We start from the raw sequence: 25,341 nt of genomic DNA on the forward strand, positions 1-25,341 counted from the left end.
CGGAGCGCCCGCGACAGATTGCCTGCGTTCGCTGCGCCTGACCAGCGCGGCGGGTGCATGGCGAGACGCGCATCGCGCATCCAAACCGTGGCGCCGATGCCCTGAAGAGGTTCCGACGACGTCAGACTTTGCACTTAGTTGCCGATGATGGTCCGCCCATTGCGAACGTCTCGCAAATGAGGATGCGGGGCACGGGGAAGGAGTCCGGCCAATGAACACGCTGACCTATGACCAGCTCGGACTGAGCTCCGACGCCCTGTTGATGCAGGACGCGGCTGCGGCGAAGAACACGGCGACCGCGATGGCTGCGGCCGCAACGCCGTTCGCGCTGCCCGCCGGCGCGGTCTCGGCTCCGGTGCTGCATGCCGACGGCTCCGAAACGGTCGCCGTTCACACCGGCGGTCTCACGTTCAATCTCACCTTCGACGCGGCCGCGGCGGCTGCGCCCGAGAGCTTTCGCGCCGGCGTCGAGCAGGCGGCGGCGATCCTGTCCTCGGCGATCACCGACCAGGCCACCGTCAATCTCGCCATCGACTTTGCCGGCACCGGCGGCGGCGCGGGCGCCAATGTCAGCAACGGCGTGCTCGCCAGCTACACCCAGGTCCGAACCGACCTGCAGGATCACGCGGCGGCCGGCGACACCGTGTTCGACAATCTGGCGGCCACGCGGGCGGTGCAGGGCCATTCCCAGGTGTTCGTCTCCAACGCGCAGGCCAAGGTGCTCGGCCTGATCGATCCGAACAACACGACCACCGAGGATGGATTTGCCATCTTCAACACCGACATTCCGAACCAGTCGCTGGTCGGCGTCGCGCTGCACGAGCTCTCGCATGCGCTGGGGCGCGTACCCTCACCGGGCAATCTCGATATCTTCGATCTGTTCGACTACACCAGGGCGGGTCAGCATCTGATCAACAACAATATCGCCTCCGGTCCTCCCGCCTATTTCTCGCTCGACGGCGGGCACACCAAGATCGCCGATTACGGCCAGACGTCGGACCCGGCCGACTTTCTCAACACCGGCATCCAGGGCGGCCACGATCCGCTGAACGAGTTCTACAATCCGACGACGTCGCAGACGCTGTCGCCGATCGACCTCGTGGTGCTGGAAACGCTCGGCTACAACATCTCGACGCCCGACACCCAGGCGCTGCTCGCGCAGATCCCGCACGCCGCGGGCGTCGCTGCCCCGCTGCAGACGCCGGCCCAGGCTGCGGCAATCGCATCGGCGGTGGCGGCAGAAACCGCCGCGAGCCTCACCAAGCTCGGCGATGCCGCCGGCGCGGCACAGGTGCTGGCGAATGCCCAGGCGGATGCGGCCGCGGCGAACGGCGCCGAGGCCGGCGCGAGCCATGACCACGCGGCGAGCTTTGCGTCCTATTCCACCGATTCCCACAACGATCCGATGATGCTCGCGATGCATCTGCACGCGATTTCCGCGAACTGAGCGGCAGGCGCGAACGGCGGATCCGTGATCAAGCGGCCGCGAGGCCATCGGCACCGGCCGATTCCAACGGGCGAGCAATCGGAGAGCACTCGTTCCCAGCGCGATCATCAAGTAAGGCCGCGCTTTTGCTTCGGCTCACTTGTAGATGATGCGGATGTCTCCCGCGTTTCGCTCCTGCCGATAAATCACGGTGTCTGCCGGCGGCTTGACCTCGATGACTCCATCCGACCGCCAGGCGGCGTCGACATGCCCGCCGTCGCGCGTCACGAAGAATGGTGGATATGTTTCCGGCGAGAAGCTGCCCGTCAGGGGAGCGACGCTGAGCTGGGTGGTGAGTGGGACGGTTGCATTGCATGCGCGACCGAACACCACGATGCGGCTCTTGCGGTCAGGGGAGGGGATCGACCGCTCCTCGACGGTCGTGCATGCACCGAAATCGTCCATGACGGACCACATGACGTAGCCAAGACCGGCGACGCCGATCGCAATGACTGCGGCAGCCACCGTGAGCGGACGCGGGGCCACGACTTTCAATTCCCCTGGGGTCATGGCCGTTGCATCGGACCTCTTGTCCATTCCGGTGCGGGCGCCGCTCCGCGCCGTATCGATCCCTGTCAGTCTTCAGGCATCAATGTCCTGATCGGCGAGGGCTAGCGGCACTCGTCGATCGAATATTGCTGGGCGCGGCCCGAGCCGTCGAAGACGTCGACGAAGACCTTGATTCCGGTCTTGCAGCGCGCGATGCAGGCGTTGGTTTCGGCGCTGCACCGGTTGACATATCTGTCGAAATACTGCGCCGAAACCTTGCTCCTTGCCCAGTCCCGGCATTCCTCGCCTTGCTGCGAGCACGATCTGGCCTCGGCAGGGCGCGGCAGCATCGCTGCGGCCGTGATGATGGTGGTTGCCAGGATCGCGGAGACGAGCCGCGGCAGCCCTGCCGATGTCAACACCTTGGTCATAGATCCCACCCGCGAGCCCTCCGCATGACGAGGAGACCATCAAAGCAAAGGGTGTCTTAAAATTATCTCAACCGCGGCGTGCCGTGGCACGGCGATGTCGCCGGGACGGAGATCCGAGGTCGCTGACCGGACCCATGACCGGCCGGGGATGCGGTCGAGCGGGTCGCGAGGTCGTCCGGTCCGGGACCAAACGTCGACAATGCCGGGATGCAGCTTAAGCGCGTGTTGCAGGCCCGCACTTGTGTGGCTTCCGCAATCCGACGTATGTGGGGAGGCGGGATGACGGTTCGGGGCGATATGGCCGCTGGCGCTGGGGGATGGACGATGGGGATCAAGGCAGCTCTGCCTGCGATGGCGATCGCCGTCCTGGTGCTCGGTGGATGCGCGGCGTCGCCGGAAGGCCTGAAATCGCGTGACGTGGCTGACAGCCGGACCTTTTCCGAGAACTACGAGGAGATCTTCCGGCGCCTGATGGAGACCGGCCGACAGTGCTATCCTCCCGGGCAGGACCGGATCAATCCGACCCACGGTCAGATCGAATACGAAGGCGAGATACACCGCGACCGCGGCTTCGCGGAATTTCGTCTGGTCGCGGGCAGCTATGGGATCAAGATGAACTACTTCGTCGCGGCGCGCATCGAGAAGTCCGGCTCCGGATCGCGCGTGACGATCAAGGTCAGCAACCCCTTGGGCGCCGGCCCGCTGAGCAGCCGGATCTATCGCTGGGCGGGCCGGGATTCAAGCTGTTAGCTTCGTGTACACCTTCTCCAGCTTGCGAGAGCATGGACGAGATCGCCCCATGCTGAGTGACGATGAGCCTAACGGCTTACGAAACTGCGCAAGAGCAGTGTCCGACGCGCCTCCTCAAGCGCGATGAAACACGACGGGCAACTTCCTCAATCCAGGCATGAGCAAACTGCCCGTCGAGCCAGTATGTCGCAGGCTGTGCCGGGCTGACCATGGCTCTGCCAAACGTCTTCTTCGCCTCACGCGGATTGCCCTACCTCGCACCCCACTGAGCTGCTCAATCTATCGAACCGCCGTATACGGGACCCGTACGTACGGTGTTGTGGGAGGGGTAGAGTCGTGAGACTCCCCCCTATCCCGATTCAGTCGAGGTCCGGCCTTCCCCGGCACCCTCTCATCGTCGGGGGTGATGTCGGCAGCATGACCCGGGCGCCGATGCGCCGCGGGGCTGTGGTGTGCTGTTTGGAAAATCGTGTAGTGGATCGAGGCGAGCCCGCGCGCGCGGTCCTCGTCGTAATTGTGAGTTGGAACGGCGTCCCGACAAACTCAGTGTCGTCCCGGGCTTGACCCGGGACCCATAACCACTGGCGGAAGCGCGGGGCACGCAGGTGGCTCAGCATGTGCTCAACACATCGTCCTGTGGCTATGGATCCCGGATCTTCGCGCGCCGTGCGCGCTCGTCCGGGATGACGGCGGAGGGTGGGGCGGGACGACAGCGGAGGAGGGGTGAGATGGTGCCTGCAATGACGAGGACCATTGAGCGATGGCCCTACAAACTCACTGTCATCGCCCGGCTTGACCGGGCGATCCAGTATTCCAGAGGCGGCGGAGACAGAACCGAAGGGCCGCGGCGTACTGGATCACCCGCCTTCGCGGGTGATGACGCTGAATGTGGAGCGCGAGATACCAACTCACGCGCTCACGATACCAGTTCACGCGCAAGGGCGCGGTGTGATGTTCGGCTCGCACCGCGCCAGTGCGCTACTTCCTGATCTTCACGCCCTTGGTCGTGAAGCGCTGCGGCCGCGGCTCGGGACGCATCGGCCGACGCGTGCCGGCGGCCTTGCCCGTGCCCGGCGGCTGATGCGCGGGGACCAGCTGGTCGGGGCGCGAGCCGATCAGGTCGGCGCGGCCCATGGCGCGGAGCGCGTCGCGCAGCACCGGCCAATTGTCGGGGTCGTGATAGCGCAGGAAGGCCTTGTGCAGGCGGCGCTGCTTCAGGCCCTTGATGGCCTCGACCTTGTCGCTGGCGCCGTGGCGCACGCCGCGCAAGGGATTGACGCCGGTGTGATACATCGCGGTCGCCGTGGCCATCGGCGAGGGCAGGAAGGTCTGCACTTGATCCGCGCGGTAGCGGTTCTTCTTCAGCCACAGCGCGAGGTTCATCATGTCCTCGTCGGACGTGCCCGGATGCGCCGCGATGAAATACGGGATCAGGTAGTACTTCTTGCCCGCCTGCGCGGCCGCCGCATCGAACATCTGCTTGAAGCGGTGATAGGTGCCGATGCCCGGCTTCATCATCTTGTCGAGCGGGCCGCGCTCGGTATGTTCCGGCGCGATCTTGAGGTAGCCGCCGACGTGATGCGTCACGAGCTCCTTGATGTAGGCCGGGCTCTCGACCGCGAGGTCGTAGCGCACGCCGGAGGCGACCATCACGCGCTTGACGCCCTGGACCTCGCGCACCTTGCGATACAGCCGGATGAGGTCGTCATGCGAGGTGTTGAGATTCGGGCAGATCTCGGGGAACACGCAGCTTGGCCTACGGCACGCGGCCTCGACCTTCGGGTCCTTGCACGCCATGCGATACATGTTGGCGGTGGGGCCGCCGATGTCGGAGATCACGCCGGTGAAGCCCGGCGTCTTGTCGCGGATACGTTCGATCTCCTGCAGGATCGAGCCTTCCGAGCGGCTCTGGATGATGCGGCCCTCATGCTCGGTGATCGAGCAGAAGGTGCAGCCGCCGAAGCAGCCGCGCATGATCGTGACCGAGAACTTGATCATGTCCCAGGCCGGGATCTTGGCGTCGCCATAGGACGGATGCGGCGCGCGGGCGTAGGGCAGGTCGTAGACGCTGTCCATCTCCGCCATGGTCAGCGGAATCGGCGGCGGGTTGAGCCAGAGGTCGCGGTCGCCATGGCGCTGCACCAGGGGGCGCGCATTGCCGGGATTGCTCTCGCGATGGAGCACGCGCGAGGCCCGCGCATAGGCCTCCTTGTCGGCCTCGACCTGCTCGCAGGACGGCAGCCGGATGACGACGTCGCCCTTCTCGCGCGCGGCGCCTTCGTCGGCGGAATTGAGATCGTCGGCGTGCAGCTCGACGTAGCCCTCCGGCACTTTCCGGAACAGCGCGGTGCCGCGCACCGACTGGATGTCCCTCGGCTGTTCGCCGCCGGCGATGCGGTGCGCGACCTCGATCACGGCGCGCTCGGCATTGCCGTAGATCAGGATGTCGGCCTTGGCGTCGGCGAGCACCGAGCGGCGCACCTTGTCGGACCAGTAGTCGTAATGCGCGATCCGGCGCAGCGAGGCCTCGATGCCGCCGAGCACGACCGGCACGTCCTTGAACGCCTCGCGGCAGCGCTGCGCATAGACCAGCGTGCAGCGGTCCGGCCGCTTGCCGCCTTCGCCGTTCGGCGTATAGGCGTCGTCGCTGCGGATGCGGCGGTCGGCGGTGTAGCGGTTGACCATGGAATCCATGTTGCCGCCGGTGACGCCGAAGAACACGCGCGGCTTGCCGAGCGCCTTGAACGGCTCGGCCGAATGCCAGTCGGGCTGCGAGATGATGCCGACGCGAAAGCCCTGGGCCTCGAGCAGCCGGCCGATGATCGCCATGCCGAACGAGGGGTGGTCGACATAGGCGTCGCCGGTGACCAGCACGATGTCGCAGACGTCCCAGCCGAGCGCGTCCATTTCCTTCCGGCTCATCGGCAGGAACGGCGCGGGCTTGAGGTCGGCGCGGTGGCGCGGCCAGGAACTCAACGAGGGGGCGCTCAAAGGCGGGGTTGTGAGGGCGATGTTCATCGCCCACGCATAGAGAAACGGGGCTGTCAATTCAACCGAGCGGCCTGTCGCAGCCGCAGGCGACCGATCAAATTGTCCGGAATTGTTCCCGGAGGGTGTTCGTCCGCGACCTCAGGCGAGGAGCGCTCAGAGCGCCTCTTCGGAGGGGCCGGAGCGGCGCTTCAGCCAGCCATGGCCGAAGAAGGCCACCAGCGCGGCCGCGGCGAGGATCATCCAGATCGAGGGCATCTTCGACCGCGCGCTGCTGGAGGCGTCTCCGACCGTCCTCGGATCCTGGGGCATGCCGGTATCCGAGATCGAGACCAGCCGCATGTCGGCACCCTCCGTCGTGCTGCCGCGCAGGCCTGCAACGGCCGGCTGCGGATCGGTCGAGAGCATCCGCCCCATCTGCGCGCCGGCATAGGCGGCGGAGCCGTCGTCGGGCTGCGGGGCGTCCATCGCCGGTTGCGCGGCCCGGCTGCCGCCGGGCAGCTGCGCGAAGGAGTTGAGATTGGCCGGGCGGTGCGGCTTCGGCGGATGCTGCGTCATCCGCGGCTCGGTCCGCTCAGCTCGATCAGCCTTCTGCGGCGGGGCCGTCTCTGGCACGGCGACGCGGATCTGAGGCCGGGCGTAGTTCGGCTGGGTGATCGCCAGCATGCGGTTGGACCAGGCCATATAGGCCTTGCACATCGCGTTGCAGTACTGGCCGTTGACCATGTCCGTATTGGCCTGACCGGCCCGGGCGGCGCCGGGAAGCGCGAGGATCACGGTCGAGAGCAGCGCCGCGGCGCCCAGCTTCGTCATCGAACTGAACTGGGAGGTCGCTTGAAAATGGCCGATCATCGCAATTTCCCCCGTCGCGGTTTCACGCCGTTTCGGAGATAACGACAGCCGTGATGGTCGAGAGTTGGATCAGATCGCGTCAATAACCGGATGAGTTTGAGGTCAATTGCTGATGCGAGGCGTTATCAAAGAGCGGCGGGCGCTGCTGTTCGACATCGACGGCACGCTGGCGGACACCGATGCGCTGCACATCGAGGCCTTCAACGCGGTGTTCGGTCGCTATGGCCACGTCTTCGACCGCCCACGTGCGGCACGCGAACTGCTCGGGCGCTCCAATGCGTCGATCGGCGCCCAATTCCTGCCGGATGAGCCGCCGGAGCGGCGCGCCGCAATCATGGCGCAGAAGGAGGAGGTGTTTCGCGGCCTCGCCGCCGGCCGGGTGGAGCCCCTGCCGGGGCTCATCGCGCTGCTCGATCAGGCCGCGGCGGCCTCGATTCCGGTCGTCGCGGTGACCAACGCGCCGCGTGCCAATGCGGAGCTGATCCTGCAGGGAATCGGCATCGCCGACCGGTTTCGCGCGGTGATCATCGGTGACGAGCTGCTGCACGGCAAGCCGCACCCGCTGCCCTATCTCGAAGGGCTGCGCGCCGCGGAGGCCGCGCCGGAGACCGCGGTTGCCTTCGAGGATTCTCGCGCGGGGATTGCGGCTGCGACCGCGGCGGGCATCGTGACCGTGGGCATGCGGACCAATCTCGAGCACGACGACCTCATCGCGGCGGGCGCCGCGCTGTCCGCGGCGGCGTTCGACGAACCCGAACTGCTGGCGCTGCTGCGGAGGCGTCTGGGAGGCGATTGAGTCGCCGCATGGCGGCGCAGGTTCAAACCGGAGAGACGAAATATTTCGGCGAGGGTGGTCTTTGAAAAATCCGCAGGAGGTCTAGTTTCTCGCGCGCCGACATCGATCGGCATGATCGCGCGCGGTGACAGCGCGGTGGCAACAGCCGCCCCGGCCATGCGCGACTTGGAGACCCCTCATGGACATCACCACTGTGATCCAGCCGGCCCTGGCGGCCGGGGCGATCATTGCGTTGCTTGCACTGCTGAAGCTTTCCAACGTCATCCGCTACATCCCCAACAACCAGGTCGGCATCGTCGAGAAGTTGTGGAGCATCCGCGGCTCCGTCGCAGACGGTTTCATCGCGCTGCACGGCGAGGCCGGCTTCGAGCCGGAGGTGCTGCGCGGCGGCCTGCACCTGTTCTTTCCCTTCATGTACCGCATCCACACCTCCGATTTGGTGACGGTCGGCCAGGGCAAGATCGCCTATGTCTTCGCCCGCGACGGCGCGCCGCTCGGCGCCTCTCAGGTGCTGGGCGCCAACGACAGCGAGGACAACAGCGACTTCCAGGATGCGCGGCGCTTTCTTTTGGCCGGCGGCCAGAAGGGCCCGCAGCGCAAGATCCTGCGCGAGGGCACCTATGCGATCAATACGACGCAGTTCGCCATCATCACCGACGAGCGCGTCTATGGCCATGCGCTGAGCGATCAGGAACGCGTGGTGCTCGACGCGATGCAGCTGACCATCGCCGAGCGCTGGGGCTTCACCCCCGTCATCCTGGCGGCCGATCATGATCTGGTCGGCATCGTCACGGTCCATGACGGCCCGTCGCTGCCTCCCGGCGAGATCATCGCGCCGGAGGTCGGCACCGAGCTGCACGATACCGCGACCTTTCACAACAATTTCCAGGAGCCCGAGAAATTCCTCGCCGCCGGCGGCCATCGCGGCCGTCAGCTGCAGGTCATCGTCGAGGGCACCTGGTACATCAACCGGCTGTTCGCCACGGTGGAGGAGGTACCGAAAACCATCATCCCTGTGGGCAATGTCGGCGTCGTCATCTTCTACACCGGTCCGCACATGGCCGACGTGTCCGGCGAGACCTATCGACATGGCGAGCTTGTCAGGAATGGCGGCCGCGGCGTCTGGAAGGATCCGCTGCTGCCCGGCAAATACGCGTTCAACACCTATGCCGGCAAGATCGAGATCATCCCGACCGTCAACTTCATCCTCAAATGGGTGCGCGGCGAGGTCGGCGCGATGAAGCTCGACGAGAACCTGTCGGAGATCTCGCTGATCACCAAGGACGCGTTCGAGCCGACCTTGCCGCTCTCGGTGGTGATGCACATCGACTACAAGAAGGCACCGATGATCATCCAGCGCTTCGGCGACGTGAAGAAGCTGGTCGAGCAGACGCTCGACCCGATGGTCTCCGCGTTCTTCAAGAACGTCGCGCAGAAGATGACCCTGATCGAGCTGCTGCAGAACCGCGCCGCCATTCAAGAAGAATCCGCGGCCGAGATGAAGGTGAAGTTCGAGGGCTATTCGCTCGAGTTGCAGGAGGTCTTGATCGGCACGCCGCGCGCGGCGCCCGGCGACCAGACCATCGAGAACATCCTGATCCAGCTGCGCATGCGCCAGGTCGCGCGCGAGCAGGTCGAGACCTTCCAGGAGCAGGAGAAGGCCGCGATCCAGGAGCGCACGCTGAACGAGGCCAAGGCGACGGCGGCGGCGCAGGCCGCGCTGACGCAGTCGCTGATCCAGATCCGCGTCAATGAGAACGAAGGCGCGGCCGCGCTCGCCCGTGCGCAGAAGGATGCCGAGACCCGCAAGGTGACGGCGGCCGCCGTCGGCGAGCAGTCGCGGCTCGAGGGCCAGGGCGAGGCCGATCGCGCACTCGCGGTCGGTGCCGCGAATGCGCAGGCGACCAAGCTCGCGGTCGATGCCTATGGTGGCCCGGAGTTCAGGCTCGCCGAGCAGAACTTCGCGAAATTCGCCGAGGCGCTGACCCGGATCAACCAGCCGTTGGTTCCGCAATTCCTGATGTCAGGCGGCCAGGGGCAGGAGAGCGGCAATTCGGGTCTCATCCCGACGGCGATGCTGAGCTCGATGTTCGGGCGCATGATGCCGGAGGCGCTGGAGCAGCTGAAGCGCGAAGCGCCACGCGGCGCGCGGCAGTAGGAGCGGAGCAAGTGGGACGGCGAGCTGACATCTGGCTGACATCCGGCAACAGCTCGCCGTCACCGCGGCTGGCGCAATGGTCGCATCGCATGCGGCCGTTGCGTCGACCGCTCTGATCTGAAGGTGAGACTGATGCGCAAGATATTGATTGTAACCGGCCCGTCGGAACAGCCGCTCCGCGTGATGTTGCCGACCAGCGAGGCCGTCTCGGCAGCCGATCAACGATGCCGCCGGATGCGAGCGGATGGTCGTGTTCTCGGATTGCCCAAGCGATTTCGCTGGGCGCTTGCGTCACGTGAAATTGTGCTCCTCCGAGGCTTGACGGCGACGACTTCGACCCTCTTGCCGGCGGAGACCCAAGCATTGGCAGACGAGCAGGTGCAGGCGGCAACTGCAGCACCCTCGGGCGGACCAAAGCTGCATCTCGTTCGCGCTTGCGGCGCGGCCCCCGACGCGACCGTGGTGAGAGCCGCCTCACACATCGTCATGAGTCACGATGCGATCATTCCGCGCCATCGCATTGGTTGCGTACGCCGAAGGGGTCGGCGCTGATGGTCAAAGCGGTGCCCTTGCCTCAGAACCGCCCGCCTCCGCTTTGGAAGGCAAATTGGGGCACGACGTTCATGAGACGGGTCCGGAGTCGAGCTGCGGCCTGCGGATTGGCCGCGCCGATGGCCTGCATGGCTTCGGCGGAATTGTCTTCGACCTCGGCAGAGAAAAATCCCTTTTCCCAATGCATGTGAACCACAAGACGGCCAAGATTGATGACTTCGCCCGATCGCACGCTGAAGCCGCCGAAGCGCGGCGTCCGGGTCGGCGAGTCCAAGCCGGGTCCCCGGGTGGTAGGACCGCTACCGATATTGATCCTCTCAATGTAATAGGTACCCGGCTCGATCGTAAACACGCGCGGCGCGCGATTGTCGTCGCCGCGGCCGAACACGCGCTTCCAGTCGGCCGCAACCGAGCCGCGAAGCGCCAGGTCATAATCATCGTTGGCGCGACCCTGCGACCGGTCGACCCTCCGAAACAGCACGTCACCCACATGATCGACGTCTCTCAGGGACGTCAGTTCACGCAAATCTGCGGCCAGCACGACGATGGCCTTTTCATTGTTCGTGGAAGCAGCCCGTCCGTCGGACGGACGTTGCTGCGCAGACGCCGTGCTCATCGCCAGCAGCAAGCACGCAGCGGGAATCATCAAAATCGATCTTCGAACCTTGTCCACCTCGAACCCCTCACTCCAATCTGAGAGTCGCTCCAATGCCATATCTTAGAATCGATCATGGTCCCGCGTTAAGGCAGAATGGGTATCCCAAGCGAGATGTCGCAAGCCCAATCCCGGCAATGTTGCTGTCGAGGACCGCATTTGCGTCATGCCGGATGTCCGGCAGTGCCGCTTGTCTCTCGGCGCCGGTCGTGAGAGTGACGTAGGTGCGGCAGTTTGGGATCTTTCCATGTTCGTTGGTCGCTTGGGGTCAGGATCGATGAGGATCTTATTGCGCCCGTTGCTCGCGGCGGTCTCGCTGCTGTTAGCCACGGCCGTCCTCGGCGCCGACAAGCCCGGCGAGACCAAGGGCTCGGCACTGGAGCCGTCAGCAGAGAACCTTGCGCTGACCTGGGCGAAGGCCAATCTCGTGCTGCCGCGGACATTGGCCGGCGGGCGGCGCTGGGAAGGGCATGCCGAGGATGCGCCGGACGTGATCGGGATCGCGCCGCTGGTGGTCGTGATGCACGGCTCGAGCGGTGTGGCGCCGGCGATCAAGGAGTTTCAGGTCTGGCTGGCCGACGAGCTCGGCGTCGCCTCGGTCGCGCCCGACAGCCTCGCGATTCCGGACCGGCTGACCTATACGTCGCCCGTTGATGTCGCGCTCTATGAGCGTGTCCATGCGCTGCGGCAGGCCGAGCTGGAGAACGCGCTGAAGACCTCGCGCGACTGGAGCTGGGTCGACCGCCAGCGTGTCGTCATTGCGGGCACCAGCGAGGGCTCTGTCGCGGTCGGCCGCTACACGGGCAAGGATGTCGCCGCACGGCTGATCTATTCCTGGTCCTGCGAGGACAATTACTTCGTCATGGCGCCGAAGCTCGGCATTGGAGCGAAAGAGCCGGTGCTCAACGCGATCTCGGCCCGCGATCCATATTTCTCAGCCGCCAATCCCTGGAACAAGGATCGCGCCGTCACGGGTTCCTGTGCCGCCGCTCTCAAGGATGATCCAAAGGCCGAGGTGATGGTGATCGACGCCGACGTTCACACTATCCTTAACCGGCCCGAGGTGCGGGAGCGGAGCGCGCAGTTCCTGCGCGGCGTTCTGAACCCGTGAGACCGCCATGCCTGTGATCGCTCGGAGATCGACGACGTGTTGAAGCTGCTCGTGCTCGAAGGCAATTCGCTCGCGGGCCGGAGTCGCTGGGCGGAGATTGCCGGGCATACTCCATCGGAGAGCTATGCCGACGTGCTGCGTGCGTTGGCGCCTGATGCAGTGATCGACATCGCGACGCCCGCCGACGCCGATGCGCGGCTGCCGCAGCCGATCGACGCCTATGAAGGCATCGTCATCACCGGATCGGCGCTGAACATCTATCAGCGCGAGCCCGAGTCCCTGCGTCAGATCGAGCTGCTGCGCATGATCTTCGCGCAGGGCGTGCCGATGTTCGGCTCCTGTTGGGGACTGCAGCTGGCGACGGTCGCTGCCGGCGGCGAGGTGTCGCTCAATCCGGCCGGCCGCGAAGTCGGCTTCGCACGCAAGGTCGTACTGACGGAGGCGGGTCGCCGTCATCCGCTGCATGAAATGCGTGGCGAGGTGTTCGATGCGCCGGCGATCCACAGCGACATCGTGACCAAGCTGCCGCCGGATGCAACGGTGACGGCGCGCAACGCCATGAGCGAGGTGCAGGCGGCGGAAATCAGGAGCGGCCACGGTCGTTTCTGGGGTGTACAATATCACCCGGAGTTCAGCCTGCAGGACGTGGCCTGGGTCATCCGACGCATCGGCCAGCCGCTGGTCGATGAGGGATTTTTCGCCGATGCGATCGAACTCGAGCGCTATGCCGCCGATCTCGCCTCGCTGCATCAGGATCGGGCGCGGCGCGATCTGCTCTGGCGTCTCGGGCTCGATCAGGACGTCGCGAACGACCGCCAACGTCAGGCCGAGATCAGCAACTGGTTGGCGTCGCTCATTCGCCGCTGAGCGATCACTTCATCAGCTGAATGATCAGCGGCGCCAGCGCGACGTTCATCAGCCCGACGAGCACCATCACGAGGCCGGCGATCGCGCCTTCCTCGCGGCCGATCTGGTGGGCACGCGCGGTGCCGGCGCCATGCGCGCCGACGCCGAACAGCGCGCCCTTGGCCAGCGTCGAGCGCAGCGGCAGCCGGGCAAGGACGACATCGCCGACCGCCGCGCCGATGATGCCGGTGAGCACGACGAACACGGCGGTGAGGTCGGGACTGCCGCCGATCTCGCCGGAGACCTCCATCGCGAACGGCGTGCTCATCGAGCGCGGCAGCAGGCTCAGCCGCAGCTCACCGTCGATGCCGAGCACATAGGCCAGCGCCCAGCTGGTCGCAACCGCGGTGAGGCTGCCGGCGACCATGCCGGCGAGCAGCAGCGGCCAGCGGCGGCGGATCAGCGCGCGCTGCTCATAGATCGGCACCGCGAAGGCGACTGTAGCCGGTCCGAGCAGCGCAACCAGCCAATGCGTGCCGCGGATGTAGTCGCGATAGGAAACGTTGAGCGCGAGCGCCGCGATCATCAACAGCGCCGGCGCCACCGCGAGCGGCATCAGCCACCAGCGCGGCCAGCGCCGGTGGACGCGCTTGGCAAGCAGATAGAGCAGAATCGTCGCCAGCGACCAGACAGCAGCCTGGACCAGCGGCTCACGCCACAGCGCCACGAGAGTCATGACGGTCGGTCCAGCGGTAGCAGAGGTCGACGGTCAGCGCCGTCACGCACATCACGGCGGTGGTGCTCACGACGATGATGGCGAAGATCTTCAGGCCCAGCAGCCCGAACAGCTCGCGATGATCGAGCAGCGCCAGCACCGCCGGGACAAAGAACAGCAGCATCTCGGCCAGCATCCAGTTGGCGCCACGCTTCATGCTGGCGACCTTGAGCCCTCCCGCCAGAAACAGCGCGAGCGCCAGCGCCATGCCGAGAATTCCGCCGGGCAAGGGCAGGCCAGTGGTCCGGGCCAACGCCTCGCCCGCGAGCCAGAACAGGCCGAGCATGCCGATCTGTACCAGCCGGTTGCGGCGGAGGAGACGTTGAGCGTGAATGGAAATGCTGCGTTGCGTCATAAGCGGTGTCCAAGAACCTCTAAGTGCGCAAATAATATTCCGCAACGCAGCATGTATAAAATGAATTGATTGACTGATCTTCAGTCCGAATAAGAATAGTAAACTCAATTATGGAACTCAGAACCCTAAAAACCTTCGTCGAAGTCGTCCGCCAGGGCGGCTTCTCCCACGCCGCCAAAGTGGTGTTCGCGACGCAGTCGACGGTCAGCAAGGCGGTCAAACAGCTCGAGGACGAGCTCGGCCTGCCGCTGCTCGACCGGCTCGGCCACAAGAGCCGCATGACCGCGGCAGGCGAGATCGTCTACCGCCGCGCCATCCGGCTGCTGGCGGAGCGCGATGACCTGCAGGCGGAACTCGAGGAGTTGCGCGGGCTGAAGCGCGGCGTGCTGCGCCTCGGCCTGCCGCCGATCGGATCGAGCACGCTGTTCGCGCCGCTGTTTGCGCTTTATCGCCAGCTTTATCCGGAGATCGAGATCCGGCTGGTCGAGCATGGCAGCGACCGGTTGAGCGAGATGCTCGCCGCCGGCGATATCGACTTTGCCGGCCTGCTGCCGCCGATCGCCGACGAGTTCGCCGCGCAGATCGTGCGCCGCGAGCCGCTAATGGCGCTGGTGTCGGTCGATCATCCGCTGGCGCGCCGTGAGACGATCACGCTGGCCGAACTGCGCGACACGCCGTTCGTCCTGTTCGAAGCGGGGTTCGCGCTCAACCGCATCCTGCGCGAGGCGTGCCGACGCAACGGCTTCGAGCCGATCGTGGCGGCGCGCAGCACGCAGATCGACTTCATCGCCGAGCTGGCCGGCGCCGGACTCGGGGTCGCCTTCCTGCCGCGCATGATCGCCACTCAACGCACGCAAGTTCCGATCAGCCTCGTGTTGCTCGACGAGCCGGATACGGAATGGACCCTGGCGATGGCTTGGCGCCGCGGCGCCTATCTTTCGCCTGCGGCCGCGGCGTGGCTCAGATTGGTGAGGGAGCGCGGGGAGGCGTAAGCAAAGCGCGACGATGTCGCACGTCACATGAGGGAACGTGGGACCCGTCGGACGGTTGTCGCGGTCGATGTTGTGCTGGCAGTTGTGCCGGCAGGATGATCGATGAGCGACGCTGACAATCGCGACACATCTGCCGACCAACGCGCAGCTGAAGCCGGGCGCACTGCAAGGTCTGAGCAAAGCCAAAAAGGTGGAGCCATTCCGCCCGCTGGTCCGCACGCGCGGCCGGATCTGACCGATCGGGACAAGACTCCGGGCACCGGCATGCTGCCTGAGCCCGATGACTCCAATCCCAGCCCAACGGGATAAAGCCATGCTCGGCGGCATCAAGGCGGCGGAACGGGAACCCGCGAGCGCCTTACGCGTTTCCGCCTCCCTCGCCAAGTGCGCCGCGATGACGCGCATCTTGAGTCCACTCATTCATCCGGAGGGGCAGGATGTGTCGTTGGATCGCCTACCGCGGAGAGCGGACCTCGTTCGAGCACTACGTGACCGAGCCCGAGCATTCCCTGGTGACGCAGAGCATCCGCGCGCTGGAATCGACAGCGGGCACGAATGGCGATGGCTTTGGCCTCGGCTGGTATGGCGACCATCCCGAGCCAGGCCTCTATCGCGAGACGCGTCCGGCCTGGTCGGACGAGAACCTGCGCTATCTCTGCCGCCATCTGCACTCACATCTGTTCTTCGCGCATGTCCGTGCGGCGACCGGCACGGCGGTGACGCGGCAGAACTGCCATCCGTTCGCCTGCGGCCGCTGGCTGTTCATGCATAATGGCTTCGTCGGAAGCTGGAACAGGCTGCGCCGAAAAGTGGAGGCCATGATTCCGGATGCGCTGTATCCGTCCCGGCTCGGCACGACGGACTCCGAGGCGGTGTTTCTCGCCATGGTCGGCGCCGGCATCGATCAGGATCCGATCGGCGCGACATCGAGGGTGATCAGGGCTCTCTGTCAGCTCGTCAATGAGGATGGCCTACGCGAGCATCTGCGCTTCACCTCGGCGCTGTCGAATGGCCACGATCTCTACGCGTTTCGCTTCGCCGCTAACGACCGCGCCAACTCGCTCTACTACCGCGAGGACGGCGACCAGGTGATCGCCGTCTCCGAGCCCTACGACAAGGAGCCGGATTGGATCGAGGTCCCGCCGGATCACGTGCTGGTCGCACGTGCGTCCAGCCGCGCCGAGATCGTTCCGCTCTTTGTCGCAGGCGCGATCGAGCTCGAGGCGGAACGCAAGAGATCACAGAGGGTTATCGGAGGCATGTAGAAGAACGGAGTGGGATGTTCCGCGATGTGCGGCATTTGTGGTGAAATCAGGCATTCCGGCCAGCCCGCGCTCGCGGCGCTCAGCCTGGTCAACGATGCGATGCAGGCGCGGGGACCCGATGCGGCCGGACTCTATGTCCAGGGCGGGATCGCACTGGGACATCGGCGTCTGAGCATCCTCGATCTCTCCTCCGCCGCGCAGCAGCCGATGATCGATGCCGCGCTCGGGCTCGGTATCGCATTCAACGGCTGCATCTATAACTTCCGCGAGCTGCGCACCGAGCTGAAGGCGAAGGGCTATCGCTTCTTCTCCGACGGCGACACGGAAGTCATCCTCAAGGCCTATCACGCCTGGGGCAAGAACTGCGTGCAACGCTTCAAGGGCATGTTTGCTTTTGCGCTCTGGGAGCGCGACTGCGGGCGTGTCGTGATCGCGCGCGACCGGCTCGGCATCAAGCCGCTCTATTACACCGAAGGTGACGGCTTCTTTCGATTCGCGTCGTCCCTGCCGGCGCTGCTCGCCGGTGGCGGAGTCGACACCTCGCTGGATCTCACGGCGCTGCACCACTTCTTCAGCTTTCACGCGGCCGTTCCCGCCCCGCGCACGATCCTCAACGGCGTGAAGAAGCTCGAGCCGGCGACGCTGCTGACCATCGAGCCGGACGGCACGCGGCGTCGCGAGCGCTATTGGCACTTCAATGTCGGCGAGCAGCGCCCGACGGATCGGGCCATGACTGCCGATGAATGGTCGGAGGCGGTGCTGGATGCAATGACGGCGGCCGTCGACCGACGCCGGGTCGCCGACGTGCCCGTGGGCGTGCTGCTGTCCGGCGGGCTCGATTCGTCGCTGCTGGTCGCACTGCTGTCCAAGCTCGGCCACCAGGACATCCGCACCTTCTCGATCGGCTTCGATGCTGTGGGCGGGCACAGCGGCGATGAGTTTCGCTACTCGGACATCATCGCGCGCACGTTTGGTACAAATCACGAGCAGATCAGGATCGGCGGCCATCGCGCGCTCGAGGCGCTGCCGCATGCGATCGCCGCGATGTCGGAGCCGATGGTCAGCCATGACGCGGTTGCGTTCCATCTCTTGTCCTCGGAGGTCGCCAAGCGGGTCAAGGTGGTGCAGAGCGGGCAGGGCGCCGACGAGGTGTTCGGCGGCTACAGCTGGTACCCCGGCTTCCTCTCGGCGAACGATCCGGTGCAGTCATATCAGAGCACCTATTTCGATTGGCAGCATGCGGACCTGCAGCGGCTGCTGTTGCCGGACATGCTCGGCGACGATGTCAGCCTCGCATTCGTCGAGCGCTTCTTCGCCGAACACGGCGGTGCCGCGGTCGACAAGGTGCTGCAGATCGACGCCGAGATCATGCTGGTCGACGACCCCGTGAAGCGGGTCGACAACATGACGATGGCGTTCGGACTGGAAGCGCGCGTGCCATTCCTCGATCACGACGTGGTCGAGCTCGCCGCGCGCATCCCGGCCGAGCTGAAGGTAAAGAACGGCGGTAAGCATATCCTGAAGGAGGCCGCGCGACGCTGCGTGCCGGCGGAGGTGATCGACCGTCCGAAAGGCTATTTCCCGGTGCCGTCATTGCGCTATCTGCGCGGGCCATTCCTCGACTATGTGCGTGACGTGCTGAGCGACGACAAGGCGCGCACGCGCGGTCTCTACCAACGTGATTTCGTCGACCACATGCTGCAGAACCCGGAAGCCGAGATGAGCCCGAAGGGCCATTCGCGCCTCTGGCAGGCGGCTCTGCTGGAAGCCTGGCTGCAGACGCACGGCATTTGAATCTGACAGGATTGATCATATGGGATTGGACCCGAAGATCCTCGAACGGCTGCGGCTCGGCCTGAGCGACGACGAGCGTCGGCTCGTGATCCGCTCCGCCACGGGCGGGGAAGAGGTGACCGAATATTCCTTCGGTATCGAAGAGGAGTACTTCCTCGTCGACGCGAAGACGCTGGATGTCGCGATCCGCACTCCCGATGATCTGTTCGACGCGGCGAACTGGTCGACCGGCGGGCAGGCGATGCGCGAGATGCTGCAGGCTCAGCTGGAGGTGGCGACCAACGTTCATGTCGACGTCGGGGATGCGCGCGAGGAGCTAAAATTCCTCCGCCGCGAGGTGGCGAGCGTTGCTGGCCAGTATGGCCTGACGATCCTCGCCTGCTCGACGCATCCGACCGCGCTGTGGCGCAACTCGCAGCCCACGCCGAAGCCGCGCTATGCCGAGATGATGGAGGATCTGCGCATCGTCGGCCAGCGCAACATGCTGTGCGGCATGCACGTGCACGTCCAGCTGCCGGATCCCGACCGGCGCTTCGCGGTCATGCGCGCGATGATCCCCTATATCCCGGTGTTCATTGCGCTCTCGGCATCCTCGCCATTCTGGAATTCACGCGAGACGGGGTTGAAGGGCTATCGCCTCGCCGCCTATGACGAGCTGCCGCGAACCGGCCTGCCGGAACTGTTCACGTCGAAGAAGCAGTACGACCGTTATGTCGCGGCGTTGACCAAGTCCGGCGTGATGCCCGACGAGAGTCATGTGTGGTGGGCGATGCGACCGTCGCTGCGGCATCCCACCTTGGAATTGCGCGCGCCCGACGTCTGCACGGCGGTCGACGACGCCGTGGCGATCGCCTCGCTGTACCGCGCCTTGGCGCGGCATCTTTATCTCAATCCCGAGCTCGCCGATGCGGTCGGCAACGTCGAACGCGCGATCGCGGTCGAGAACAAATGGCGGGCGCAACGCTACGGTACCGACTGCCTGTTTGTGACCGAGGATGGTCCCGTGACCGGACAGGAGATCCTCAATCGGACGATCGCCGATGTCGCTGAACATGCCGAGGCGCTCGGCTGTCTCGCCGAGGTCGAGCGCTGCCGGACCATCATGCAGTTCGGCAGCTCGGCGGACTATCAGCTGCAAGCCTATCGCGAGTCCGGGGGGCAATTGGCAGCGGTGACGCAATGGATTGCGGCCGCGACGGTATCGCGCGCCGAGCCGCCGCAGTCGCAGCCGTCTGTCGAGCCGGTGCGATAGCGCGGCTCAGCACGTTCGCATCACGCGGCCGTCGCGCGCGATCAGGCGGCCATCTTTGTAGACGGATCGTCCTTTGGGCACGGCCGCCACCGCCTCCGGGACGTGCTCGGCATTGAGGGTGACGAAGTCGGCGTGCGCTCCGACCTCGAGACCATAGTCGGCAAGCCGCAGCGCCTTGGCGCCAGCGGCGGTGACGAGATCGAAGGCAGCCCGCAGCTCGTCGTCGACATAGAAGCCGGAGCGATAGCCAACCATCATGGCCCGGTTCAACAGATCACCGTCGCCATAGGGCCACCAGGAATCGCGGATGTTGTCGTTGCCGCTGAACACGGTAACGCCGGCCGCGCGCAGCAGAGCCACCGGCGGGAAGGGCCGCGCACCCGGCGCGTTGGTCATGATGGCGACGCCCGACGCGGCCAGCACGTCGGCAATCTTCTTCAGCGGCTCTGCCGGGAGATCGCCGAGCCCGTAGGCGTGGCTGACCGCGACATGGCCCTGCATGCCGAGTGCGCGCGTGCGTGAGGCGATCTGCTCCAGCTCGAACAGGCCGAGCATGCCTCCATCATGAAGATGGATGTCGACGTCGACGCCATGCTTCTGCGCGACGCCGAACACGACATCGAGATGCTTCTCGACGTCGCGATCGAAGCTCGCCGGATCGAGTCCGCCGACCACGTTCGCTCCCTGCTTGATCGCCTCGTCGAGCAGTTCGGGCGTGCCGGGGCTCTTAATAATGCCGCTCTGGGGAAACGCGACGAGCTGGATCTCGATCAGGTCGCGATACTCCTCCCGCACGCGCAGGATCGTCTCCAGCGACTTCAGCCCGACCGAGCCGTCGACCATCACATGGCTTCGCATCCGCGCCGTGCCGTGACCGATGCAGAGATCGAGCTGGTTGCGGGCGCGCACGTCCATCGGCGCTGCCGCGGCCATGTTCTCCGCCTGGAAGGCAACGCGCTCGTGCACGTCGAATCCGTTGGTGCACGGCTTGTGCGGCTTCCAGGCATCGCCATAGAAGCTGGTGTCGAGATGGATATGGCCTTCGACGAAGCCGGGCACGACCAGCGCGCCGCCGAGATCGATCACCTCGCGCGCCTCGGGCCGCGCGGTTTCGGCTAGCAGGCCGCTGATACGGCCATGGTCGACCGTGATCGCATGGCGCGCGCCCCGGTCGAGGCGCGCATTGATGAACAGCTTGTCGACGGCCATTGATCCTCCTGACGCCAGCATCGGACCGCGAACGGCGGCCCGATGCATTGTCGATCAGGATCGATCCAAGCCGCAAGCTCAGATGCTGGTCACGCCGCGATCGCCTGCGGGAGTCCGGCAATCCAATCACGCGCCAGCGTGATGTCCGCCTGCGACAGCTGGTGACCCGTTGGCAGCGTCGTATGGGTCACGTCGGCGCCGGCTTCGATCAGCTGGCTGCACAGCTTCGCCGAATTGCTGGCGGGCACGATGGGATCGACCTTGCCCGACAGGATCAGCACCGGCTTGCGCGCGAGCTGGACGACCGGCGGCTGAGCGAGCGGCACCATGGCGCGGAACAGGGCCGCGCCGGCCAGCGCTTCCGGCTGCAGCAGGAGCAGCGCGGCGGCGATGTTGGCGCCGTTGGAGTAGCCGACCGCGACCGGTGCCCCGAGATGATAGCGCTGCCGCGCCTCGCCGATAAAGGCGCCGAGCTCAAGCGCGCGTCGGCGCACATCGTCCTCGTCGAACACGCCTTCCGCCAGACGGCGGAAGAACCGCGGCATGCCGTGCTCGAGCACCTGTCCGCGCGGTGACAGCAGCGCTGCGCCGGGCGACAGCGTTGCGCCGAGCGGCAAGAGGTCGTTCTCGTCGCCGCCGGTGCCGTGCAGGAGCAGCAGCGGTGCCGCTCCCGGGACGCTTCCAGCCTGGAAGCGATGAAGGAAGGACAAGGCCTTGGTCATGCGACGTTCTCCTCGAGGTTCGGCAGCACGCCCTCGATCTGCTTGCGGTGCGCTTCGAGGAAGGCCGGCAGCTTCAAGTTTCGTCCGAGCTCGGCGACCGGCTCGTCGACGGCAAAGCCGGGAATATCGGTCGCGATCTCGAACAGCACGCCGCCCGGCTCGCGGAAGTAGATCGAGCGGAAGTAGTTGCGATCCTTCTGCTCGGTCGGATGCAGACCGTGCCGGTCGACGAGCTTTTGCGCCATCACGCCCTGCTCGGCATCATCGGCCGCGCGGAACGCGATGTGATGCACGGAGCCTGCGCCCTGCGCGCCGCGCAGGAAGCCCTTGGCTTCGTAGATGTCGACCACGCTGCCTTGCGCGTCGCCCGGCGCCTTGAAGCGGATCACCGAGCCTTCGCGACCTTGCTCCGCGAAGCCGAACACGTCGGTGAGCACGGCTGCGGTCTTCTCGGCGGAGTCGAGCAGCAGGGTCACGCCGTGGAAGCCGCGGATCGCATGCTCGGCCGGGATGTCGCCATTGCTATAGCCCGGCTCGTTCTCCGCGCCGGGAACGCCGACCAGCGCCAGCGCCATTCCGTCAGGATCGGTGAACGGCAGCACGGATTCGCCGAAGCGCTTCTCCAGGGCCTCATAGGCGATGCCCTTCTCGGTCAGGCGCTGCGTCCAATAGCCGAGCGAGCGCTGCGGTACCCGGAACGCCGTCTGGTGCGTCTCGCCGACGCCGCGGCGGCCGGGTCGGACCCCAGCCCAGGGGAAGAAGGTCAGGATGGTGCCGGGGCGGCCGGTCTCGTCGCCGTAATAGAAGTGGTAGGTGCCGGGATCGTCGAAATTGACCGTCTTCTTGACGAAGCGCAGGCCGAGATCGCGGGTGTAGAAGCCAAAATTGTGGATCGGGTCGCCGGCGATCGCGGTGACGTGGTGCAGTCCGGGCATTGTGGATCTCCTGTCTGTAGGGCCGCTGCGGCCCGTCGAATGTCTGAACGCAATATTGGCCGGCTTTGATCTGGAGACAATCCGTGCTCTTGTGACGTGTCTGTCTACGATTTGGCGACAATGGCGCCTGGAGACCATGGACAAGCTCAGCAGCCTCAGGGCTTTCGTGAAGGTGGTCGAGAGCGGCAGCTTCGCCGAAGCGGGTCGTCAGCTGCGGCTGTCGCGCTCGGCGATCTCGAAATATATCGGCGAGCTCGAGCAGAGCCTCGGCGTGCAGCTGATCGTCCGGACCACCCGCCACGCCAGCCCGACCGAGACCGGCCAGCGCTATTTCGAGCGCGCCGTCGCGATTCTTGCCGAGCTCGATGCCGCTGACCAGGCCGTCAGCCAGTCGCAGGCCGCACCGCGCGGGCTGTTGCGCGTCAATGCCCCGATGTCGTTCGGCACGATGCGGCTCGGGCCGGTCGTGGCCGACTTCATGGTCCGCTTTCCCGAGCTGCAGTTGCAGATCGTGTTGAGCGACGACCTGCTCGATCCGGTGCAGGACGGCTTCGACGTGACATTGCGGATCGCCGAGCTGGAATCGTCGAGCCTGGTGGCGCGCCGGATCACGCCGGTGGACCGGGTTATCTGCGCCGCGCCCGCTTATCTGGCCCGGCATGGCACGCCCGAGAGTCCGGAAGAGCTGCGCCGCCATTCCTCCCTGACCTACGGCTTTCTGCTGACCGGCAACCAATGGAAGCTCACCGGCCGGGACGGCAATCACTGGATCCAGCCGGCCTGGAGCCTGTGCGTCAACAACGCCGAGGTGCTGCGCGACGTCGCCATCAAGGGGCAGGGGATTGCGCTGATCCCGCGCTTCATCGCCGCGGATGCGCTCGCCAGCGGCGCGCTCACCGCAATCCTCTCCGACTACACCGCGCCCCCATTGGCGCTCTACGCCATCTATCCGCCGACGCGGCACCTCTCGGTGAAGGTACGATTGTTCATCGACTTTCTGGTCGAGCGCTTCGGCAAGGGGTCGGGTTGACCAGTCAGTGGGCCCCGGGTGAGGCGCAAATCGCCTCGAACCTTTAACCGCGCGCTGATAGTGTCGACGGGTCAGGAGAAAGGACGGACGTATGGGGCGGTTGAGTACGCATATTCTGGATACGGTCAGGGGCAAGCCGGCCGTCGATGTCGCGATTGATCTCGACATGCTCCAGCCGGACGGCTCCTGGCACCGGATCAAGCAGGTCCTGACCAACGCCGATGGACGCACCGACCAGCCGCTGCTGGCAGGCGACGAGTTTACCACCGGCACCTACATGCTCACGTTCCATATGGGCGCATACTTCAAGGCCCACGGCCTCGCCTCCGGCGATCCGCTGTTCCTCGACCTGATCCCGCTCCGCTTTGCGGTCGCCGATGCCGGCGCGCATTATCACGTGCCGCTGCTCGCGACGCCCTGGAGCTATCAGACCTATCGCGGGAGTTGAGTGAGATGAGCGCTGACGTTTACCCGCGCGACATGGTCGGTTACGGCCGCACGCCGCCGCATCCGCGCTGGCCAGGCGACGCCCGCATCGCCGTGCAGTTCGTGATCAACTACGAGGAAGGTGGCGAGAACAACATCCTCCACGGCGACACGGCCTCCGAAGCGTTCCTGTCCGAGATCGTCGGCGCGCAGCCCTGGTGGGGCCAGCGCCACATGAACATGGAATCGATCTACGAGTTCGGCTCGCGGGCCGGCTTCTGGCGGCTGTGGCGGATGTTCACCGCACGCAAGCTGCCGGTGACGGTGTTCGCCATCGCCACCGCAATGGCTCGCAACCCGGATGCTGTGGCCGCCATGAAGGAGGCGGGTTGGGAGATCGCCTCTCACGGCCTGAAATGGATCGACTATCGCGACTTCTCCGAGGCCGACGAGCGTGCCCATATCGAGCAGGCAGTCCGTATCCACACCGAGCTGACCGGCGAACGGCCGCTCGGCTTCTACCAGGGTCGCACCTCGGCGCACACGCTCGACATCGTCCTCAACGAGCAGGGCTTCGTCTACAGCGCCGACTCCTATGCCGACGAGCTGCCGTACTGGATCCAGGGTCCGCACGGTCCGCAGCTGATCGTGCCCTATACGCTCGACGCCAATGACATGCGCTTTGCGACACCGCAGGGCTTCAATGCGGGCGACCAGTTCTTTGCCTATCTGAAGGACAGTTTTGATACGCTCTATGCCGAGGGTGCCGAAAGCCCGAAGATGATGTCGGTCGGGCTGCACTGTCGTCTCGTCGGCCGCCCGGGCCGCGCCGCGGCGCTGGCGCGCTTCCTCGACTACGTCGTGGGTCATGAGAAGGTCTGGGTTGCGACACGTCTCGACATCGCCCGGCATTGGATCCGGACGCATCCGCCGGCCGGTGTCTGGCGTCCGTCACAGATGTCGCGCGTGCTGTTCGTTGAGCGCTATGGCGACATCTTCGAGCATACGCCCGAGATCGCCGACCGTGCCTATTGTGCCGGCCTCAGCGCGTTCGACGATGCAGCGGACGCGTTGCATACGACCTTAATGAACGTCGTCCGCGCCATGAGCCGCGAAGAGAAGCTGAAGCTGATTCGCGCCCATCCCGAGCTCGCCGGCCGCGAGGCGCTGGCTGGCCAGATGACCAGCGACTCCGTGGGCGAGCAGGGCCGGCTCGGCTTCACCTCGCTCTCACGTTCCGAATTCGAGCGCGTCGCCGACATCAACCGCCGCTACCGCGACAAGTTCGACATGCCGCTGATCGTCGCCCTGGCGCTGCACGCCGACCGGGCCTCCGTCATCGCCGAAATGGACCGCCGCATCAGCAACGACCTCGACACCGAGATCGCCAACGCGATCGACCAGATCGGCCACATCACGCGGGCGCGGTTGGCGAAGAAGTTCGATCAGGAGTGAGAGCGAACGGTCTGGTG

General features: G+C 65.6%; 23 protein-coding genes. 13 read left to right on the forward strand and 10 right to left on the reverse strand.

All coding sequences use genetic code 11. The features are described from left to right. The first annotated feature begins 211 nt into the window (after positions 1-211). Positions 212-1,447 carry an NF038122 family metalloprotease gene (locus BRADO_RS03930; protein ID WP_011924016.1) on the forward strand — a complete coding sequence of 412 codons (1,236 nt, stop codon included), beginning with the start codon at positions 212-214 and terminating at the stop codon, positions 1,445-1,447. 135 nt (positions 1,448-1,582) lie between these two features. Here the strand turns inward: BRADO_RS03930 and BRADO_RS03935 are convergent, their stop codons facing one another. Together BRADO_RS03935 and BRADO_RS03940 are read right to left on the reverse strand one after the other, a co-directional pair. Further along, positions 1,583-1,996, reverse strand: coding sequence for a hypothetical protein (locus BRADO_RS03935; RefSeq protein ID WP_157872511.1), 414 nt, complete (start codon positions 1,994-1,996; stop codon positions 1,583-1,585). A 101-nt stretch (positions 1,997-2,097) separates the two neighbouring features. Then, on the reverse strand, positions 2,098-2,406 hold the full coding sequence (locus BRADO_RS03940; RefSeq protein WP_244422964.1) for a hypothetical protein: 309 nt from the start codon (positions 2,404-2,406) through the stop codon (positions 2,098-2,100). A gap of 207 nt (positions 2,407-2,613) precedes the next feature. Here BRADO_RS03940 and BRADO_RS03945 point away from each other — a divergent pair, with 207 nt between their 5' ends. Beyond that, positions 2,614-3,156 (forward strand): hypothetical protein, encoded by a 543-nt coding sequence (locus tag BRADO_RS03945; protein WP_157872512.1) that lies wholly within the window; start codon positions 2,614-2,616, stop codon positions 3,154-3,156. A gap of 978 nt (positions 3,157-4,134) precedes the next feature. Here BRADO_RS03945 and BRADO_RS03950 read toward each other — a convergent pair. Next, positions 4,135-6,174 carry a YgiQ family radical SAM protein gene (locus BRADO_RS03950; protein ID WP_011924020.1) on the reverse strand — a complete coding sequence of 680 codons (2,040 nt, stop codon included), beginning with the start codon at positions 6,172-6,174 and terminating at the stop codon, positions 4,135-4,137. A gap of 126 nt (positions 6,175-6,300) precedes the next feature. Continuing rightward, entirely contained in the window at positions 6,301-6,996 is a 696-nt protein-coding gene (locus BRADO_RS03955; RefSeq protein WP_011924021.1) for a hypothetical protein, read from the reverse strand. 106 nt (positions 6,997-7,102) lie between these two features. On the opposite strand from BRADO_RS03955, the gene BRADO_RS03960 reads away from it, so the two are divergent. After that, entirely contained in the window at positions 7,103-7,792 is a 690-nt protein-coding gene (locus BRADO_RS03960) for an HAD family phosphatase (protein ID WP_011924022.1), read from the forward strand. A 178-nt stretch (positions 7,793-7,970) separates the two neighbouring features. Further along, the gene (locus BRADO_RS03965) at positions 7,971-9,950 is read left to right on the forward strand and encodes an SPFH domain-containing protein (RefSeq protein ID WP_011924023.1); all 1,980 of its coding nucleotides are present in this window, start codon (positions 7,971-7,973) and stop codon (positions 9,948-9,950) included. Between the two features lie 574 nt (positions 9,951-10,524). Here the strand turns inward: BRADO_RS03965 and BRADO_RS03970 are convergent. Next, entirely contained in the window at positions 10,525-11,175 is a 651-nt protein-coding gene (locus BRADO_RS03970) for a hypothetical protein (RefSeq protein WP_157872513.1), read from the reverse strand. Positions 11,176-11,434: 259 nt separating this feature from the next. On the opposite strand from BRADO_RS03970, the gene BRADO_RS03975 reads away from it, so the two are divergent. After that, entirely contained in the window at positions 11,435-12,268 is an 834-nt protein-coding gene (locus tag BRADO_RS03975; protein WP_011924025.1) for a hypothetical protein, read from the forward strand. A 36-nt stretch (positions 12,269-12,304) separates the two neighbouring features. Further along, entirely contained in the window at positions 12,305-13,135 is an 831-nt protein-coding gene (locus BRADO_RS03980) for a type 1 glutamine amidotransferase (RefSeq protein WP_011924026.1), read from the forward strand. Positions 13,136-13,139: 4 nt separating this feature from the next. On the opposite strand, the gene BRADO_RS03985 is transcribed toward BRADO_RS03980, so the two are convergent. Then, the gene (locus BRADO_RS03985; protein ID WP_011924027.1) at positions 13,140-13,850 is read right to left on the reverse strand and encodes an LrgB family protein; all 711 of its coding nucleotides are present in this window, start codon (positions 13,848-13,850) and stop codon (positions 13,140-13,142) included. After that, positions 13,825-14,244: a CidA/LrgA family protein gene (locus BRADO_RS03990; RefSeq protein WP_041756077.1), complete on the reverse strand. Its 420-nt coding sequence runs from the start codon at positions 14,242-14,244 to the stop codon at positions 13,825-13,827. The genes BRADO_RS03985 and BRADO_RS03990 overlap by 26 nt, the downstream gene beginning before the upstream one ends. 110 nt (positions 14,245-14,354) lie before the next feature. Here BRADO_RS03990 and BRADO_RS03995 point away from each other — a divergent pair, with 110 nt between their 5' ends. The 4 genes from BRADO_RS03995 (at position 14,355) to BRADO_RS04010 (ending at position 19,547) form a co-directional block, all read left to right on the forward strand. Continuing rightward, a complete protein-coding gene (locus tag BRADO_RS03995; RefSeq protein ID WP_011924029.1) occupies positions 14,355-15,236 on the forward strand; it encodes a LysR family transcriptional regulator in 882 nt (293 codons plus the stop codon). A gap of 437 nt (positions 15,237-15,673) precedes the next feature. Then, positions 15,674-16,501 (forward strand): class II glutamine amidotransferase, encoded by an 828-nt coding sequence (locus BRADO_RS04000; RefSeq protein ID WP_011924031.1) that lies wholly within the window; start codon positions 15,674-15,676, stop codon positions 16,499-16,501. Between the two features lie 24 nt (positions 16,502-16,525). Next, positions 16,526-18,295 (forward strand): N-acetylglutaminylglutamine amidotransferase, encoded by a 1,770-nt coding sequence (locus tag BRADO_RS04005; RefSeq protein WP_011924032.1) that lies wholly within the window; start codon positions 16,526-16,528, stop codon positions 18,293-18,295. A gap of 19 nt (positions 18,296-18,314) precedes the next feature. Further along, on the forward strand, positions 18,315-19,547 hold the full coding sequence (locus BRADO_RS04010; protein WP_011924033.1) for a carboxylate-amine ligase: 1,233 nt from the start codon (positions 18,315-18,317) through the stop codon (positions 19,545-19,547). 6 nt (positions 19,548-19,553) lie between these two features. Here BRADO_RS04010 and BRADO_RS04015 read toward each other — a convergent pair whose 3' ends face one another. The 3 genes from BRADO_RS04015 to BRADO_RS04025 all read right to left on the reverse strand — a co-directional run bounded on the left by BRADO_RS04015 (position 19,554) and on the right by BRADO_RS04025 (position 22,413). After that, positions 19,554-20,756, reverse strand: coding sequence for an amidohydrolase family protein (locus BRADO_RS04015; RefSeq protein WP_011924034.1), 1,203 nt, complete (start codon positions 20,754-20,756; stop codon positions 19,554-19,556). 89 nt (positions 20,757-20,845) lie between these two features. Further along, positions 20,846-21,478: an alpha/beta hydrolase gene (locus tag BRADO_RS04020; protein WP_011924035.1), complete on the reverse strand. Its 633-nt coding sequence runs from the start codon at positions 21,476-21,478 to the stop codon at positions 20,846-20,848. Next, positions 21,475-22,413: a ring-cleaving dioxygenase gene (locus tag BRADO_RS04025; protein ID WP_011924036.1), complete on the reverse strand. Its 939-nt coding sequence runs from the start codon at positions 22,411-22,413 to the stop codon at positions 21,475-21,477. Before BRADO_RS04025 ends, BRADO_RS04020 begins: the two co-directional genes overlap by 4 nt. Positions 22,414-22,549: 136 nt before the next feature. Here BRADO_RS04025 and BRADO_RS04030 point away from each other — a divergent pair, with 136 nt between their 5' ends. The 3 genes from BRADO_RS04030 to puuE all read left to right on the forward strand — a co-directional run bounded on the left by BRADO_RS04030 (position 22,550) and on the right by puuE (position 25,324). Further along, positions 22,550-23,443 (forward strand): LysR family transcriptional regulator, encoded by an 894-nt coding sequence (locus BRADO_RS04030; RefSeq protein WP_011924037.1) that lies wholly within the window; start codon positions 22,550-22,552, stop codon positions 23,441-23,443. 91 nt (positions 23,444-23,534) lie between these two features. Next, on the forward strand, positions 23,535-23,891 hold the full coding sequence (gene uraH, locus BRADO_RS04035) for a hydroxyisourate hydrolase (protein WP_011924038.1): 357 nt from the start codon (positions 23,535-23,537) through the stop codon (positions 23,889-23,891). Positions 23,892-23,896: 5 nt separating this feature from the next. Continuing rightward, complete coding sequence (gene puuE, locus BRADO_RS04040) at positions 23,897-25,324, forward strand: allantoinase PuuE (protein ID WP_011924039.1); 1,428 nt, start codon at positions 23,897-23,899, stop codon at positions 25,322-25,324. Positions 25,325-25,341: the final 17 nt, after the last annotated feature.

The sequence above is a fragment of the Bradyrhizobium sp. ORS 278 genome (assembly GCF_000026145.1).
GTDB lineage: Bacteria > Pseudomonadota > Alphaproteobacteria > Rhizobiales > Xanthobacteraceae > Bradyrhizobium.

Excerpts from the sequence above, each read along its gene's own strand:
- BRADO_RS03930 (WP_011924016.1), top strand. The coding sequence starts at position 212 with ATGAACACGCTGACCTATGACCAGCTCGGACTGAGCTCCGACGCCCTG.
- BRADO_RS03935 (WP_157872511.1), bottom strand. The coding sequence starts at position 1,996 with ATGACCCCAGGGGAATTGAAAGTCGTGGCCCCGCGTCCGCTCACGGTG.
- BRADO_RS03940 (WP_244422964.1), bottom strand. The coding sequence starts at position 2,406 with ATGACCAAGGTGTTGACATCGGCAGGGCTGCCGCGGCTCGTCTCCGCG.
- BRADO_RS03945 (WP_157872512.1), top strand. The coding sequence starts at position 2,614 with ATGCAGCTTAAGCGCGTGTTGCAGGCCCGCACTTGTGTGGCTTCCGCA.
- BRADO_RS03950 (WP_011924020.1), bottom strand. The coding sequence starts at position 6,174 with ATGAACATCGCCCTCACAACCCCGCCTTTGAGCGCCCCCTCGTTGAGT.
- BRADO_RS03955 (WP_011924021.1), bottom strand. The coding sequence starts at position 6,996 with ATGATCGGCCATTTTCAAGCGACCTCCCAGTTCAGTTCGATGACGAAG.
- BRADO_RS03965 (WP_011924023.1), top strand. The coding sequence starts at position 7,971 with ATGGACATCACCACTGTGATCCAGCCGGCCCTGGCGGCCGGGGCGATC.
- BRADO_RS03975 (WP_011924025.1), top strand. The coding sequence starts at position 11,435 with ATGAGGATCTTATTGCGCCCGTTGCTCGCGGCGGTCTCGCTGCTGTTA.
- BRADO_RS03985 (WP_011924027.1), bottom strand. The coding sequence starts at position 13,850 with ATGACTCTCGTGGCGCTGTGGCGTGAGCCGCTGGTCCAGGCTGCTGTC.
- BRADO_RS03990 (WP_041756077.1), bottom strand. The coding sequence starts at position 14,244 with ATGACGCAACGCAGCATTTCCATTCACGCTCAACGTCTCCTCCGCCGC.
- BRADO_RS03995 (WP_011924029.1), top strand. The coding sequence starts at position 14,355 with ATGGAACTCAGAACCCTAAAAACCTTCGTCGAAGTCGTCCGCCAGGGC.
- BRADO_RS04000 (WP_011924031.1), top strand. The coding sequence starts at position 15,674 with ATGTGTCGTTGGATCGCCTACCGCGGAGAGCGGACCTCGTTCGAGCAC.
- BRADO_RS04005 (WP_011924032.1), top strand. The coding sequence starts at position 16,526 with ATGTGCGGCATTTGTGGTGAAATCAGGCATTCCGGCCAGCCCGCGCTC.
- BRADO_RS04010 (WP_011924033.1), top strand. The coding sequence starts at position 18,315 with ATGGGATTGGACCCGAAGATCCTCGAACGGCTGCGGCTCGGCCTGAGC.
- BRADO_RS04015 (WP_011924034.1), bottom strand. The coding sequence starts at position 20,756 with ATGGCCGTCGACAAGCTGTTCATCAATGCGCGCCTCGACCGGGGCGCG.
- BRADO_RS04020 (WP_011924035.1), bottom strand. The coding sequence starts at position 21,478 with ATGACCAAGGCCTTGTCCTTCCTTCATCGCTTCCAGGCTGGAAGCGTC.
- BRADO_RS04025 (WP_011924036.1), bottom strand. The coding sequence starts at position 22,413 with ATGCCCGGACTGCACCACGTCACCGCGATCGCCGGCGACCCGATCCAC.
- BRADO_RS04030 (WP_011924037.1), top strand. The coding sequence starts at position 22,550 with ATGGACAAGCTCAGCAGCCTCAGGGCTTTCGTGAAGGTGGTCGAGAGC.
- uraH (WP_011924038.1), top strand. The coding sequence starts at position 23,535 with ATGGGGCGGTTGAGTACGCATATTCTGGATACGGTCAGGGGCAAGCCG.
- puuE (WP_011924039.1), top strand. The coding sequence starts at position 23,897 with ATGAGCGCTGACGTTTACCCGCGCGACATGGTCGGTTACGGCCGCACG.